This window comes from Mechercharimyces mesophilus, from assembly GCF_059818345.1.
The window spans coordinates 233514-248271 of sequence record NZ_JCBAPH010000003.1; the positions used below are offsets into that span (position 1 = coordinate 233514).

15 protein-coding genes are annotated in these 14758 nt (G+C 45.2%); 12 read left to right on the top strand and 3 right to left on the bottom strand.

Going from position 1 to position 14758, the window contains the following annotated elements; genetic code table 11:
* The first annotated feature begins 49 nt into the window (after positions 1-49).
* Both AC6RGY_RS10965 and AC6RGY_RS10970 read left to right on the top strand, forming a co-directional pair.
* Positions 50-859 carry an MBL fold metallo-hydrolase gene (locus AC6RGY_RS10965; protein ID WP_499862925.1) on the top strand — a complete coding sequence of 270 codons (810 nt, stop codon included), beginning with the start codon at positions 50-52 and terminating at the stop codon, positions 857-859.
* Complete coding sequence (locus AC6RGY_RS10970) at positions 856-1266, top strand: VOC family protein (protein ID WP_499862928.1); 411 nt, start codon at positions 856-858, stop codon at positions 1264-1266. Before AC6RGY_RS10965 ends, AC6RGY_RS10970 begins: the two co-directional genes overlap by 4 nt.
* On the opposite strand, the gene AC6RGY_RS10975 is transcribed toward AC6RGY_RS10970, so the two are convergent.
* Both AC6RGY_RS10975 and AC6RGY_RS10980 read right to left on the bottom strand, forming a co-directional pair.
* The gene (locus tag AC6RGY_RS10975) at positions 1263-2039 is read right to left on the bottom strand and encodes an undecaprenyl-diphosphate phosphatase (RefSeq protein ID WP_499862930.1); all 777 of its coding nucleotides are present in this window, start codon (positions 2037-2039) and stop codon (positions 1263-1265) included. The two genes, AC6RGY_RS10970 and AC6RGY_RS10975, sit on opposite strands and share 4 nt — an antisense overlap.
* Positions 2040-2057: 18 nt before the next feature.
* Positions 2058-2498 (bottom strand): TlpA family protein disulfide reductase, encoded by a 441-nt coding sequence (locus AC6RGY_RS10980; RefSeq protein WP_499862932.1) that lies wholly within the window; start codon positions 2496-2498, stop codon positions 2058-2060.
* Positions 2499-2937: 439 nt separating this feature from the next.
* On the opposite strand from AC6RGY_RS10980, the gene AC6RGY_RS10985 reads away from it, so the two are divergent.
* The 6 genes from AC6RGY_RS10985 (at position 2938) to AC6RGY_RS11010 (ending at position 9937) form a co-directional block, all read left to right on the top strand.
* Entirely contained in the window at positions 2938-3624 is a 687-nt protein-coding gene (locus tag AC6RGY_RS10985; RefSeq protein WP_499862934.1) for a tetratricopeptide repeat protein, read from the top strand.
* A 302-nt stretch (positions 3625-3926) separates the two neighbouring features.
* Positions 3927-5426 carry a malate:quinone oxidoreductase gene (locus tag AC6RGY_RS10990; RefSeq protein WP_499862936.1) on the top strand — a complete coding sequence of 500 codons (1500 nt, stop codon included), beginning with the start codon at positions 3927-3929 and terminating at the stop codon, positions 5424-5426.
* Positions 5427-5581: 155 nt separating this feature from the next.
* Positions 5582-5941: a carboxymuconolactone decarboxylase family protein gene (locus AC6RGY_RS10995; protein WP_499862938.1), complete on the top strand. Its 360-nt coding sequence runs from the start codon at positions 5582-5584 to the stop codon at positions 5939-5941.
* A gap of 75 nt (positions 5942-6016) precedes the next feature.
* Entirely contained in the window at positions 6017-6223 is a 207-nt protein-coding gene (locus tag AC6RGY_RS11000) for a YuzK family famiily protein (RefSeq protein WP_499862940.1), read from the top strand.
* Between the two features lie 144 nt (positions 6224-6367).
* Positions 6368-8161: a M3 family oligoendopeptidase gene (locus AC6RGY_RS11005; RefSeq protein WP_499862942.1), complete on the top strand. Its 1794-nt coding sequence runs from the start codon at positions 6368-6370 to the stop codon at positions 8159-8161.
* A gap of 264 nt (positions 8162-8425) precedes the next feature.
* Positions 8426-9937, top strand: coding sequence for a glycine betaine uptake BCCT transporter (locus tag AC6RGY_RS11010; RefSeq protein ID WP_499862944.1), 1512 nt, complete (start codon positions 8426-8428; stop codon positions 9935-9937).
* Between the two features lie 283 nt (positions 9938-10220).
* On the opposite strand, the gene AC6RGY_RS11015 is transcribed toward AC6RGY_RS11010, so the two are convergent.
* Complete coding sequence (locus AC6RGY_RS11015) at positions 10221-10745, bottom strand: type 1 glutamine amidotransferase domain-containing protein (protein ID WP_499862946.1); 525 nt, start codon at positions 10743-10745, stop codon at positions 10221-10223.
* 254 nt (positions 10746-10999) lie between these two features.
* On the opposite strand from AC6RGY_RS11015, the gene sufC reads away from it, so the two are divergent.
* The 4 genes from sufC to sufU are packed head-to-tail and all read left to right on the top strand — an operon-like array spanning position 11000 to position 14748.
* Entirely contained in the window at positions 11000-11788 is a 789-nt protein-coding gene (gene sufC / locus AC6RGY_RS11020) for a Fe-S cluster assembly ATPase SufC (protein ID WP_499862948.1), read from the top strand.
* Positions 11789-11802: 14 nt separating this feature from the next.
* The gene (gene sufD / locus AC6RGY_RS11025) at positions 11803-13104 is read left to right on the top strand and encodes a Fe-S cluster assembly protein SufD (protein WP_499862950.1); all 1302 of its coding nucleotides are present in this window, start codon (positions 11803-11805) and stop codon (positions 13102-13104) included.
* Positions 13104-14324: a cysteine desulfurase gene (locus AC6RGY_RS11030; protein ID WP_499862952.1), complete on the top strand. Its 1221-nt coding sequence runs from the start codon at positions 13104-13106 to the stop codon at positions 14322-14324. Before sufD ends, AC6RGY_RS11030 begins: the two co-directional genes overlap by 1 nt.
* Entirely contained in the window at positions 14311-14748 is a 438-nt protein-coding gene (gene sufU, locus AC6RGY_RS11035; RefSeq protein ID WP_499862954.1) for a Fe-S cluster assembly sulfur transfer protein SufU, read from the top strand. The genes AC6RGY_RS11030 and sufU overlap by 14 nt, the downstream gene beginning before the upstream one ends.
* Positions 14749-14758: the final 10 nt, after the last annotated feature.

The window sequence follows — 14758 nt, forward strand, 5'->3', positions numbered from 1 at the left end:
CCAATAATGAATGGTTATTCATTTTATTCTAGTAAGGGGACACTTTCTTATGAGTAACATACGAAGCACCATCAGTAAATTGGATGAAGTTGTGGCGCTACGTTGTCATTGGGGATCGCTAGGTATGCGGATGAAGTTTTATACCTACTGGGTTGATGGGTTGTTGATTGATACAGGCGCGCCAAAAGCGAAATCAGAAGTGGCTAACTTTGTTGATCAATACCCGGTCGAGAAGATCATCATTACACATCACCATGAAGATCATGTAGGAAATGTATCCTGGTTAAAGGAGCAAGGTATTCCTGTTTACATGATGCAAAAAACCATTGACCAGATTCAGAGGGTGGGTCGCATCCCTTTTTATCGAAGAACATCTTGGGGGGTACCCGTATGGACAACAGGGCAAGTAGTGGAAAAAGAGATTCTTACTTCTCGGTATCGCTTCCACATCCTTGAAACCCCAGGGCATTGTGAGGATCATCATTCTCTATTCGAAGAGAAGACAGGATGGTTGTTCGCTGGTGATCTGTTTTTAGGCACACGTCTCGCTACAGGAATTCGTGGGGAGTCTGTTTATAAGATGATTGACTCGATTGAATATGTCCTCACCTTGCCAGTCACGACTTTGTTTTGTGGTCATGCGGGTATGATTAAGCAGGGAGCAGAAGCGTTACAAAAGAAATTGGATTTTCTTTATTGGTTGGTTGATGAAACGAAGGGTTTAAAGAAAGAAGGTCTTAGTACAAAAGAGATTACTTCTAATCTTTTCCGTAGAAAGCGTGTGGTAGAGTGGGCATCACTTGGTGACATGTCACCGAAACACTTGATTCACTCGATTATAAAGGAAGAGTCTGCATGAAGGTGACTTTCTCTCATCTTGATTATCAGGTAGAAGATTTAGCGAAAGCGGTCTCTTTTTATGACCCATTGATGAGGGTACTCGGGTTTTATCAACGTGCAGAGCAGGAAAGCTACGTTCTGTATGGAAATGGAGAGATGAAATGGTGCCTAGTCCAGTGTGAAGAGCGCTTTAAGGGAGCAGGATTTCATCGCAAACGTCCTGGCCTAAATCATGTGGCTTTTCAGGTGGAATCGCTCACCGATGTAGAGTCGGTGGTGAAGTACTTAGAGGCATGTCAGATCCCCATATTGTATAACAGTCCAGCGAATTTTCACGACACGATCCAATATTATGCAGTCTATTTTGAAGATCCCTTTCGGCTGAAGCTAGAAGTAGTATATAGCCCTTATTACCAGAAAAATTAAAAATTAGCTTGATATAGCAATACCAAAATCCCCAATCCCCAAACATAGATGGCAAAACCCTTGAGCGATCCTCGTTGTAGGATGTTAATCATCCACCTTACAGCGAGGTATCCAAAGCAAGCAGAAGTAAGTGTGGCAATAAGTAAGGAAGACAAGGGAAGAGAGAGTGCGCTACCTGAGAATAATTCACTTCCTTGAAGGAAGACGGCTCCTGTAATCGCAGGAACCGATAGCAGAAAAGAGAAGGCTGCGGCGGTTTCCTTATCGATCCGTTGGAATAAAGCTGCAGCAATGGTTAGTCCGGAACGTGAGATAGCGGGGAGGATGGCTACCCCTTGAAAGGTACCGATGATGAAGGCATCACGAACCTTAATTTGATCCCAGTCTTTAAAGCCACGTTCTTTCCAATGATCGGCCAGCCATAAGATGAGACCTGTGGCGAGGAATTCCCATCCGATGGTTTGTCCCGTCTGCGAGATCCCTTCGAAGAAATCTTTGAAGGTGAGTCCGATGATCGCTGTCGGAATGGTTCCGATGACAAGCAATCTTGTTAACCGTCCGAATGGGTTCTTTAAAATGGTGAGGAGTTCGTCTTTATAAACGGTGATTACTGCGAGTAAGGTTCCGAAATGAAGCATGGTATCCAGGAATAATCCAGCTTCATCTAATCCAAATAAGTGTCGTCCAATATAAAGATGGCCTGTACTACTGATGGGTAAAAATTCTGTTAATCCTTGAATCACTCCTAAAATCATCGCTTCAAACCAACTCATCGCTAAGCACCTCACAAATTAAGGTTCTAGTCTATCAATAAGCGAGCCGATATCTTGTATAATAGTAGTAAAGGGTATGAACTCGTCATAGGTTCCTCTTACTTTGCCGTCTGAATCTATTAATACAGACGTTGGGACTGCGGGTATCTGGTAGGCATCATAAACTTTCTTTCCATCATCGAGCAAAACAGGGAAGGTAAGCCCTTGCTCTTCAATATAGGTAGGTACCTCTTCAGGATTTGCTTCCCGTCCACTTACATTTATTGAGAGGAAGCGGAAATGGGGATGCTGAAGAGAGCGGTAGAACACTTCTTTTTTTGGTAAATCGGATTGACAAGCGGGACACCATGTCACCCAGAAGGTGAGGAGAACCACGTTTCCCCGCTCTTGATGCAGGCAATGCTTCTCACCTGTCGTTAAATTGGGTAAACAAAAATCAGGAGCGAACTCAAAAGACATCGCACGATTCCTCCTTTGCGATTCTAAGTGCGAACGATGCTAGCGATGAGAGAGTTAGATGGCTTCGCTCTTTGTAAATCATAACATGTACCCTTGTGAATTCTGCAAGATCGACTTTCTCTACACGGAAAGTACGCTCTTGGACAATCTTATGTTGAAGTCATCGCAATCATGAGTCTCTTTTGGGCGAATCTGTCGAGAGACTCTGAGCCACGGATCAAGCAACGATGGGAGATGCCGCCGCCCATCAACCACGCACCGAGAGAACTTGATGCTCCCAGGAGGTGTTTTCATCTGGGACATATGAAGGTAGACTATGGATATTTTCTATTATTTTGCAGTCAACTTATCTCTATTCTTCACAAAATGTACAAAAAGGGAATCCTGACTCATGATAAACTAGAGGCAAAGACCACATTGAAGCACGGAGTGAACCGAAATGGATAAGCAAATGGAACTACAAAGAGAAGCAGAAGCACTTGTCTCCCATCAACTCCCTAAGGGATTCTTTGCTGACTTTTCCGATATGAACAATCGTATGTTGGTGGCTGTTACCTGTATGCAGGTGGGTGCACGGGATTTAGCCTATCGTATCTTTACGACACTTGCAGAAGAAGGCCCACAAACAAATGCCAATCGGCATTTTGCTTATGTTCGTAGTTTGGTGGAATTAGCAGAAATGGATGCGGAGAAGCGAGCCTATCAGCAAGCTGAACAGCGGATGGCAACCGCACTAGATGCCTTTCCACCTTCCATGGAATACATGATGAGCCGTGTTCATTTACAAGTTTACCTTGCTTATTATCGTTTTCAAGCAGGCGAAAACGAAAAAGCGATGCAAGAACTAGAAGACATTATTTCCCGGGAAAAAGATAGATTCCATGAACTAGAATACGAGGATGGCATTAATCTGGTTACTCCTGGCTTAGGATATGCGTTTCACCAACTGGCATTATTGTATGCAGATAGAGGGAATTGGAAGCAAGCAGTAGAGGTTATAAAAGGGTTGCGCTCCTATGTTCGTGAGTTTTATCCGGATCAGTGGGAAAAAGCAGAGAGCTTTGGCGAACAAGAAAAATGGGAAGAAGCTTTTCAGTATTATGTAGACGCTCTTCTCTATGAATAAGAGTGGATTGCCGTATCGATTTTCGGAAAACTGCTTGCAAATGATAGAGAAATGAACCAATGAAAAAGAGTCATTTATGCACGACACGCATCTAGATGAATGCAACCAGCGGGAGTGTGGACGTTCTCTTACGGCATGAGCGAGGAAGGGAATTCTTCTTCATAACACCTTGGGAGAGCGCCCACCCGGTCACTTAAATAGAATATCCTATTCCTTTCTTCCTAACGATTATAAAGGGGGGCACCCTTTGACTAGAGGGATTTAGTGAAAATAGGTAAATTTATAATATAAGGAAGGTTATCATGAATAAGAGACAGACGTCAGACGTTATCTTAATTGGTGCTGGAATCATGAGTGCGACTCTGGGATCATTGTTACAGGAGCTAGCACCTGAATGGGAGATAAAAGTTTTTGAGAAACTTAAAAATGCTGGTGAAGAAAGTTCCAATGAATGGAATAATGCGGGTACGGGTCATGCAGCACTATGTGAGCTAAACTATACGGCCGAAAAATCTGACGGTTCAATAGATATTAGCAAAGCTGTGAAAGTAAATGAGCAGTTTCAGTTATCTAGACAATTTTGGTCTTATCTTGTCAAGAACAATCTGATTCGTCGCCCGCAGGATTTTATTATGCCACTTCCTCATATGAGTTTGGTACAAGGGGAGGACAATGTAGCATTTTTAAAGAAGCGTTTTGAAGCTTTAGCGAACAATCCTCTGTTTGCCGGCATGGAATTCTCCGCTGATCCTGACAAACTGAAGGAATGGATGCCACTTGTTATGGAGGGGCGTGCAGAGAATGAATCGATGGCGGTAACCAAAATCGACTCTGGGACAGATGTTAATTTTGGGGCTTTAACGCGTCTACTGTTTCAACACTTAGAGAGTAGAAAGGTAGAGCTAAACTATCAGCACCGTGTGGAGGATATTAAACGCACGAGTGACGGGTTGTGGGAAGTAAAAGTGCAAGATCTTGATAGCGGTCAGACAGAATACCATACTGCCAAATTCGTCTTTATCGGCGGTGGAGGAATGAGTCTACCCTTATTGCAAAAAACCGGTATTCCGGAGTCAAAGAATATTGGTGGGTTTCCGGTTAGCGGGCTCTTTTTGGTGTGTAATAATCCTGAAGTTGTTGAAAAGCATCATGCCAAAATATATGGGAAAGCCAAGGTTGGAGCTCCTCCTATGTCTGTTCCCCATCTTGATACGAGATATATTGACAACAAAAAGGCACTTTTATTTGGGCCATTTGCGGGCTTCTCTCCAAAATTCTTAAAATCAGGGTCCTATTTTGATTTGATAGGTTCTGTTAAGCCGAATAATGTTACTACCATGCTGGCAGCAGGAATGAAAGAGATGTCATTAACCAAGTACCTTATACAGCAAGTACTGTTATCCAATGAAAAGCGCATGGAAGAATTGCGCGAGTTTATCCCTCATGCGAAAAGCGAGGATTGGGATGTTGTGGTGGCTGGTCAACGTGTACAGGTGATCAAGGATACAGAGGCTGGCGGGAAAGGAACACTTCAGTTTGGTACAGAGGTGGTTAGCGCTTCTGACGGCTCGATCGCAGCTCTCTTGGGTGCTTCTCCGGGAGCTTCTACTGCTGTACACGTTATGCTAGAGGTACTAGAAACTTGTTTCCCCGAACAGATGATAGAGTGGGAAGCGAAGGTGAAAGAAATGATTCCTTCGTACGGCATCTCACTTGCTGAAAATCCAGATCTTTTCCAAAGCATTCGCACTTCGACTGCTGAAGTATTAGGGCTGTGTGAAAAAGGCTTGGTTTATAACTAGATTATAGAGATGATTTATTTTGGATTAGGTAACTAGATAGCAAGTGTTTCATCCGTTCTGCTCTAGGACATCTGTCTGAATGAAAGCCGGGTGGTTCGCACAAGCTAACCTTGAAGGGTCTTGCTTCAAAGAAGGAGATAAAAGGAGGAAAGCACGTGGAACCATCCATCATCCAACAAGCGTTGCGTGAATACAAAGAAGGGTTGGGTCACTTTGAACGTCAGTTGCCGGAAGTGGCGCACGAGTACAATCAGTTTACGCAAGCATGCTTTGCCGAAGGAGAGTTATCTCAACAATCCAAGCATCTCATTGGACTAGCTCTCGGTGTTTTAACCAATGATGAGTATTGCATTATCTATCATACTAAGGGAGCGGTGGATCAAGGAGCAACAGAAAGGATGGCTTTGGAAGCATCTGCTGTTGCGGGTGCATTTGGTGGAGGCGCAGCGATGGCACAGGCAGTTACCTTGGTTCGTGAAGCTTTTCAGGAATTTTCACAGCAACCGATGCATTGATTTCGCTGAAACTTTATTGGGAATTTGATTTGTTTGGTCTCTCTTGTTACCATAGAAGGTGAATACTGAAGGGAGATGCTATTTATTTTATCCGACCAGATCACGCAAACGATTTCAGATGCTATGTATCGTCATCATGATGTACCTTACGCTCGTTATGAGGAAAGTGTGGATGTTCGATTAAGAGTAGAAGCGAAGCGTGAACGGGAATACCAAGTGGTCAAAAAGATGACTGATGAAGCAACACAAGGCGCAGATCGCTTGATTTCTTCAGGCAAATGATTGTTTGGTAATATTGGTAGCGTCGAATGCAAAAGGAGTCCTTGGTTTTTCGATCAGGGCCTCCTTTTGCATTCTTTCTAAAATTGTCATAAAGTATAAAGTAGTAGATACATATTTTATCGATAGATAAGGGGGAGATGTTCAGTGAAACAAACATATAATCCAACATGGGATTTGGAGTCCTTTTTCTCTGGAGGAAGCGATTCTGCTGAACTGAAGAACTTCATGCAAGAGACAAAAGCGATGTTGCATGTGGTAGAAGAGAAGGTAGGCGGCTTGGCTACAGTGGAAGTGATGAAATACGCCGCTGATTGGGGTGAAGTAGCCGAAGCAGCCCAAGAGATTGGGGCGCGTTTGGTGCATGCTTTTTCCTTCGTCGATTGTCTTTCTGCAGCGGATACACGCGATGAACGGGCACAGCTGATACGTAGTCAGCTTATTCAGATGGATGCTTCTTTCCAATCTCTCATGGTGGAGTGGGAACAGAAGATTGTCGAGGTAGCAGAGACGGAGTGGAAGGAATTGTTGTCCCATCCTTCCCTTCAATCGATTGCCTTTTCTCTTGAAGAGATTCGCACACAGGCGCGGGACAAGATGCCAGCCGCTCAAGAAAAACTGGCTAACGATTTAGCGGTCGATGGGTATCATGCTTGGGGCGACCTCTATACCAACATCATTGGCCGAATTACTGTCCCCTACGAAGAAAATGGTGAAATCAAAGAGTACTCCGTCGGTCAGCTGGCTAACAAGTTGGAAGATGGAGATCGCGAAGTTCGGAAGAGCGCCTTTCAAGCATCGAAAGAAGCTTTTTCTCACAATGCAGATTTGTCTGCCGCAGCTTTAAACCACTTAGGTGGATACCGCTTGCAACTGTACAAACATCGAGGATGGGAATCTGTATTAAAAGAGCCCTTGTTTAAAAATCGCATGCAACAACAAACACTGGATACCATGTGGGAAGTGATTGAGAAGAATAAAGGGATCGTAGTGAAATACCTGAATCGAAAAAAGGAATTATTAGGATTAGATCAATTGGCCTTTTATGATGTCTTTGCCCCGATGAGTGGAACCGAAAAATCCGTTTCGTACGATGAAGGGGCCCGTTTTATTGAGGATCAGTTTGCTCGATTTGATCCGAAAATGGCTTCCTTTACTCGTATGGCGTTTGAAAATCGTTGGATTGAAGCAGAAGATCGTTCCTATAAGCGTCCAGGTGGATTTTGTACCGACTTTCCACTGGCAAAGGAATCCCGCATCTTTATGACTTACTCAGGCACTGCCTCCAATGTATCGACGTTGGCACACGAGCTCGGTCATGCTTATCATCAATATGTTATGAAGGACCTCCCTGCTTTTTCGCAGGCGTATGCGATGAATGTAGCAGAGACCGCCTCCACTTTTGCTGAAATGATTGTTGCGGATGCCGCAGTGAAGCAGGCAACGGATGAACAAGAAAAGCTGATGTTATTGGAAGATAAATTGCAACGCGGGGCTGCTTTCTTCTTGGACATTCATGCCCGTTTTCTGTTTGAGACTCGTTTTTATGAAGAACGGAAGCAAGGTCCAGTTAGCATGGAGCGCTTAAAAGAGATGATGGTGGAAGCACAAAAAGAAGGGTATGGCGGAGTCTTAGGGGAACACAACGAATATTTCTGGGTATCCAAACTCCACTTTTATATTACGGATGTGCCTTTCTATAACTTCCCGTATACTTTCGGATATTTGTTTAGTATGGGCATCTATGCACAAGCGATGCAAGAAGGTGGAGACTTTGCACAGAAGTATGTGGATCTCCTCCGCGATACAGGGCGTCTACAAGTGGAAGAATTAGCACAGAAGCATCTCAATGTAGATCTAACAAAACCAGATTTCTGGCAACGGGCGATTGATGTCTATGCGGAGGATGTGGAGCTGTTTTTGCAGATGAGTGCAAAGTAATTCCTGAGGTGGAAGCTTTAACAGGAAATATCTGCTCATCTTGAAAAGGAATGAAGGAGATCGGGGTCAGAGAGGCTAGAAGTAGTGGATGTGAATGATGGATCTTACTTTTTCACCACTTTTACTCGACTCTGGTCTCCTTTATTTTGATGAGTGATGTCTCAAATGAAGAGGCTGTTTCGCTAAGTTTACAATAAATAAGTGTTTTAGCTAAAACGATTTCGGGAAGATAAGAGTGTTGTACTTATGTAAAGGAGGGAAACGATGCAACAGAAAAAGTGGACGACGGTCTTTTTTGTCTCCGTCTTTATTACGGTGGCATTCATTCTCTGGGGTGTTTTTGGTTCAGATAGTCTTAATCGTGTAACAACAGAAGTGCAGACATTTTTACAAGTAAAATTCGGATGGTTTTACCTGCTTTCTGTGACAGCGATGTTGGTGTTTGTTATTATTCTGATCTTTACCCGTGCGGGAAACATTCGATTAGGGAGCGATGATGAAGAACCGGAATATAGCTATTTATCTTGGTTTGCGATGCTCTTTAGTGCTGGGATGGGCATTGGATTGGTATTCTGGGGTGTAGCAGAGCCCATGTATCATTTCATCGGACCACCGACGGGTGAGGGTGGAACAACGGAAGCAGCACAGATGGCGATGAAGTACTCTTTCTTTCATTGGGGCTTTCATCCTTGGGGGATCTATACGCTTACGGCGCTTGCGCTTGCATATTTTAAGTTTCGCAAAGGAGCACCGGGCTTAATCAGCGCCACCTTTACCCCGCTCTTAGGTGACCGCGTGAATGGACCCATAGGGAAGACCATTGATGTACTTGCCGTTTACGCTACCGTGATCGGGGTAGCTACCTCATTAGGATTGGGTGCAATGCAAATCTCTGGAGGACTTCACTTCCTGACAGGGATTCCAAACGATCTTACCACGCAGTTGATGATTATTGCAGTGGTGACGGTCTTGTTTATGATCTCAGCAGGAACGGGACTGGACAAAGGGATCAAATACTTAAGTAATACCAATATGGTGCTGGCATTTGCCTTGATGATGTTTGTCATGTTTGCTGGTCCAACCAACTTTATTATTAATTTCTTCACGACGACATTGGGCTCCTATATCCAAGAGCTACCTAAAATGAGCTTGCGTGTGACGCCATTTGCAGAGTCCGATTTGGCGGGCTGGATACAGAATTGGACCGTCTTTTATTGGGCATGGTGGATTTCTTGGGCACCTTTCGTCGGGATGTTCATCGCACGTGTCTCTCGTGGGAGAACGATTCGTGAATTTGTTATTGGTGTACTGGCTGTTCCTACGATTCTGAGTGGGCTTTGGTTTGCTACCTTAGGTGGTTCCGGACTTTACTCCGAATTATTCGGAAAAGGAGGGATTGCGAGCGCGCTGGATGAGGGAGCAGAGATGGCCCTCTTTACGATGTTGGATCAATTACCACTGGGTGGGGTCACTTCGGTGATTGCCATTCTCTTGATTAGTACCTTCTTCATCACATCGGCTGACTCTGCTACTTTTGTGCTAGGCATGCAGACGACCAATGGACAATTAAACCCACCCAATCGCGTGAAGTTTACGTGGGGTGTGATTCAGGCGGCAGCGGCAGCGGTATTGTTATCGTCTGGCGGGCTAGAAGCGTTGCAGATGGCGGCCATCATCGCAGCTTTCCCCTTCGCCTTTATCCTACTTGGTATGGCAGTCTCCTTAGTTAAATCTTTTAGCAGTGAGTTGGATAAGAAGAAAAGCAGCAAGTCGTGATCATATACTCATTGACGAAAGAACCAGGATCCACTACGATGATCCTGGTTTTTTCCACTAGAGAATTGGGAAAGATTTAGTACGTAGAGCTTTCCTATCTATTCGTTCTTTTCTGGGTTTGTATGCTCATCTTTTTTTGACTTTGATTTAGAGGAGCGAGTTATATACCAACCATTTCCTATATGCTGATATTTCGCTTGGTTTTGTTCATGTAGGGGACAGAATTGACAACGACCGCCGGGCCGTTGCTTGAAACACTGAATACAGCGGATCGGTTTTTCACTCATGAATCGGACAGGAGATCCGCAAAAGCTTTAGCGTATGCAGGCAGGTCGGGAGGGCGTCGACTAGAGATGAGATTTTGATCGATGACGACCGCTTCATCCACCCATGTTGCTCCTGCATTCTCCATATCATCTCGAATGCCAGGAGTAGAAGTAACACGCCTTCCTTCGAGTAAACGGGCAGATATGAGGACCCATCCGGCATGACAGATCTGGCCGATCGGCTTTTGATTACGGTCGGCTTCTTGCAGAGCAGAGAGAAGTGGCGGATAGCGACGAAGCTTATCGGGTGCCCACCCACCGGGAATGAGAAAGCCGTCATAAGTGCGGGTCTTTATCTGTGAGAAAGAAAGATCGGCCGTTGCGGGTACTCCATATTTTCCTTTATATACGACGTTTTCTTCGGGGCCGACTAGATCCACTTCCGCCCCTTCCTCACGCAAACGGAGGATGGGATACCAGAGCTCAAGATCTTCAAATTCGTGCTCGACAAAACAAGCGACTCGTTTTCCTTTTAACCTCATCTTTACCTCCTTGAGCAGTAAGTGGAACATCAAAAGCGTTTCCAATCCGAAAAGTACATGGATTCACCTTGATATGCTGAGACACATGAGATAGAATGAAATGAGAATCAGATGATAATCACTCTAAAAAAAGGAATGTGCCTTTCACGCTTTCATCGTATCAAAAGTTTCTTAGTGGATCAAAGCGATGGATAGCGAGGGGTAAAGAACTAGCAAGAGATAAGGTAAGCCGATAGCAAATGGAGGAATGTCAAATGTCGAATACACCAAGTTTAAAAATAGAGAACTTGCATGCTACCATCGAAGAGAAAGAAATTCTCAAAGGGGTCAACCTTGAGATCAAAGGTGGCGAAGTTCATGCGATTATGGGTCCCAACGGAACAGGGAAAAGTACACTTGCTTCCGCTCTTATGGGGCATCCAACGTACGAAGTAACGGACGGAAAAGCGTTCTTAGATGGCGAGGACCTGTTGGAGATGGAAGTGGACGAACGGGCACGCAAAGGTTTGTTCCTCGCGATGCAATATCCAAGTGAAGTAAGCGGTGTGACCAACTCCGACTTCCTGCGCAGTGCGATGAACGCGAAGCGTGAAGAAGGCGATGAAATCTCCATCATGAAATTTATCAAGCAATTGGATAAAACGATGGAGAAACTTCATATGGATGAATCTTTTGCTTCCCGTTATCTAAATGAAGGATTTTCGGGGGGAGAGAAGAAGAGAAACGAAATCATGCAGATGATGATGCTGGATCCGCGTATAGCGATCTTGGACGAGATTGATTCTGGTTTAGATATCGATGCCTTAAAAGTGGTTGCCGATGGGGTTAACGAGATGCGTAAACCAGAACTGGGTGTCTTGATCATTACACACTATCAGCGTCTGCTTAACTATATTAAACCGGACTATGTTCATGTTATGATGCAGGGTCGGATTGTTCGTTCCGGAGGACCCGAATTGGCTGAACGACTCGAGGCTGAGGGGTACGATTGGATCAAAGAGGAACTGGGTATCGATGATGAAACCGTTGGACAACAGGCGTAAGGGCGGTGAAAAAGATGACAACAGAATTAGAAAAACAAATCAACCCTGAAGCCGTAACGAACCTCTCACAAAGCCAGCAAGAACCGGAGTGGATGCTCCAATTTCGTCTAAAAGCCTTGGAAGCTGCTAAAGCTCTTTCTCTTCCTCGTGTGGAAAAGACACGTATTGATAACTGGAACTTTACCCAGTTTGCTGTTCGCATGGAAGAGAAGGTGGCAAGCCGGCAAGAGCTTCCGAAAGTCGTTCAATCTTTATTGAGTGAAGAAGAGGATGCCAGCTTGCTCGTACAGAAAAATGCTAGTGTTATTTATCAAACGGGAAGCAAGGATCTGGAGAAGCAAGGCGTTATCTTTACCGATCTTGCGACAGCGGTACGTGAACATCCTGAACTCGTGAAAAAGTACTTTATGACAGATGCAGTGGCACACGATGAACACCAACTTACTGCTTTACATGCAGCGATGTGGAATGGCGGTCTATTCCTTTATGTACCGAAAAACGTAGAAGTAAAGGAACCCCTGCAGAGCATATTCTATGCAGCAGGCGATGATGTAGGTCTTTTCCCTCACGTTCTGGTGGTAACGGAAGCCAATAGCCAAGTGAACCTGGTATGTAACTATGTAAGTGAGTCCGAACAAACCAAAGCGGTGCAAAACAGTGTCGTGGAAACGTTTGTTGGCGATGGTAGTAAGGTAAGTGTGGCTACCCTTCATAATTTAGGTGAAGAGACGGTTGATGTGGCGTATCGCCGTGCAGTGGTTGCACGCGACGGCTATATGGAGTGGATCGTCGGCGAATTAAACCAAGGACGCACGCTTTCTGATAACACCACTGAGCTCAAAGGAGCAGGTGGAAAGACAGACGTACACTCCATTGCGCTCGGTTCTGGTGAACAGCGTTCCAATCTGACTTCCGCTGTTTATCACTGGGGAACGGATACCGAGAGTGATATGAATGTGCGTGGCGTGATGAAAGATAAAGCACAATCGATTCTCAACGGAATCACCAAGATTGAAAGAGGAGCAAAACGTGCGAACGGGGTGCAAGCAGAGAAAGTATTGATGTTGGATCGCGGGGCGCGAGGAGATGCCAACCCGATCCTGCTCATCGATGAAAACGACGTAAAGGCAGGTCATGCTGCCAGTGTGGGTCAGATTGATCCGATGCAGATGTACTACTTGATGTCACGTGGTGTTACCAAGCGCGAAGCAGAGAAGCTGGTTATCTTCGGCTTCCTTGGGCCGGTATTGGATGCCATTCCTTTTGAATCTCTGCGTAAGCAAATGGTGAGCGTTATCGAAAGGAAGCTGAGCTAATGCGATCGTATAAGCAGGATTTCCCTATTCTTAAGCAAGAAGTAAATGATCATGCGATCGTTTACTTGGACAGTGCGGCTACGTCACAAAAGCCGCAGTCGGTCATTGAGGCCCTGGAATCCTACTATCATACGATCAACTCCAATGTGCACCGTGGTGTGCATACCCTTGGTACGAGAGCGACGGATGGATATGAAGGGGCGCGTGAAAAAGTGCGTCGCTTCATCCATGCGGGTTCGACCAAAGAAATCATCTTTACACGAGGAACGACGACAGCGCTGAATTTGGTTGCTTCCAGTTATGCACGGGCAAACTTAAAAGAAGGAGACGAAATCCTTCTCCCACTTGCAGAACACCATAGTAATTTGATTCCTTGGCAACAGGTAGCAAAAACGACCGGAGCCAAACTAACCTTCTTTGAACTGACGGATGATGGCAGGCTGGATATGGAACATGCCAGAAAGCAGATCAATGAAAGGACGAAACTGATTGCAATCGCTCATGTATCCAATGTGCTGGGAACGGTGCACCCCATTAAGGAGCTAGCACAGTTGGTGCATGCGCAGGGCGGTGTGATCGTGGTGGATGGAGCGCAAAGTGTTCCTCACATGAAAGTAGATGTTCAAGAGTTGGATTGTGACTTTTTTGCCTTTTCTAGCCATAAGATGCTCGGGCCAACAGGGATCGGAGTATTATATGGGAAAGAAACATTTTTGAATGAGATGGAGCCTATCGAGTTCGGGGGAGAGATGATTGATCATGTGGATTTGACCGAATCCACATGGAAGGAGCTTCCCTGGAAGTTTGAAGGCGGAACACCCATTATTGCTGGTGCTATCGGGTTGGGAGCAGCCATCGACTATCTCGAAGAGGTAGGGATGGATTGGGTGGAAGAGCATGATCGAAACCTAACTGACTATGCGCTGAAGGCAATGAAAGAAGTTCCTGGATTGACGGTTTATGGTCCGGATTCAGATCGGATGGGAGTCGTAACGTTTAACGTGGACGGACTACACCCTCATGATCTGGCGACTATTTTGGACACACATGGGATTGCTATTCGCGCAGGCCATCACTGTGCCCAACCCTTAATGCGCTGGTTAAAGGTATCGGCTACTGCTCGCGCTAGCTTCTACCTCTATAATTCGGAAAAAGATGTAGACCAGTTGGTACAAGGGATTCGCAAAGCGAAGGAGTTTTTTACCAATGTCCTTGGATGATCTATATCGCCGCGTCATCATGGATCACTACCAGAATCCACGTAACCGTGGACAAATCGAAGAGGATGCAGTGACCGTTGATCTTAACAATCCGACTTGTGGGGATCGCATCTCTGTGCAAATGCGGCTGGTAGATGGTACAATTGAAGAAGCGAAGTTTATAGGAGAAGGCTGTTCCATCAGCCTTGCCTCCGCTTCCATGATGACGCAAGCTGTTAAGGGAATGAAACTGGACGACGCTGTGGCGTTGGTTGATATATTTTCACGTATGATGCAAGGAGAAGAAGTGGATGTAGACCAATTTCCATTAGAGGATATTGAAGCACTAAGCGGGGTATCTCGTTTTCCCGCTCGCATCAAATGCGCCACTTTAGCTTGGAAGGCGTTGGAGCAAGCGTCTTCACAAGCAAACAACGATTCTTAAACCACCCTGA

Coding starts and splice junctions, on each gene's coding strand:
- AC6RGY_RS10970 (WP_499862928.1), top strand. CDS start 856: ATGAAGGTGACTTTCTCTCATCTTGATTATCAGGTAGAAGATTTAGCG.
- AC6RGY_RS11000 (WP_499862940.1), top strand. CDS start 6,017: ATGCTATTTATTTTATCCGACCAGATCACGCAAACGATTTCAGATGCT.
- sufC (WP_499862948.1), top strand. CDS start 11,000: ATGTCGAATACACCAAGTTTAAAAATAGAGAACTTGCATGCTACCATC.
- sufU (WP_499862954.1), top strand. CDS start 14,311: ATGTCCTTGGATGATCTATATCGCCGCGTCATCATGGATCACTACCAG.
- AC6RGY_RS10980 (WP_499862932.1), bottom strand. CDS start 2,498: ATGTCTTTTGAGTTCGCTCCTGATTTTTGTTTACCCAATTTAACGACA.
- AC6RGY_RS10990 (WP_499862936.1), top strand. CDS start 3,927: ATGAATAAGAGACAGACGTCAGACGTTATCTTAATTGGTGCTGGAATC.
- AC6RGY_RS11015 (WP_499862946.1), bottom strand. CDS start 10,745: ATGAGGTTAAAAGGAAAACGAGTCGCTTGTTTTGTCGAGCACGAATTT.
- AC6RGY_RS11030 (WP_499862952.1), top strand. CDS start 13,104: ATGCGATCGTATAAGCAGGATTTCCCTATTCTTAAGCAAGAAGTAAAT.
- AC6RGY_RS10965 (WP_499862925.1), top strand. CDS start 50: ATGAGTAACATACGAAGCACCATCAGTAAATTGGATGAAGTTGTGGCG.
- AC6RGY_RS10985 (WP_499862934.1), top strand. CDS start 2,938: ATGGATAAGCAAATGGAACTACAAAGAGAAGCAGAAGCACTTGTCTCC.
- sufD (WP_499862950.1), top strand. CDS start 11,803: ATGACAACAGAATTAGAAAAACAAATCAACCCTGAAGCCGTAACGAAC.
- AC6RGY_RS10975 (WP_499862930.1), bottom strand. CDS start 2,039: ATGAGTTGGTTTGAAGCGATGATTTTAGGAGTGATTCAAGGATTAACA.
- AC6RGY_RS11010 (WP_499862944.1), top strand. CDS start 8,426: ATGCAACAGAAAAAGTGGACGACGGTCTTTTTTGTCTCCGTCTTTATT.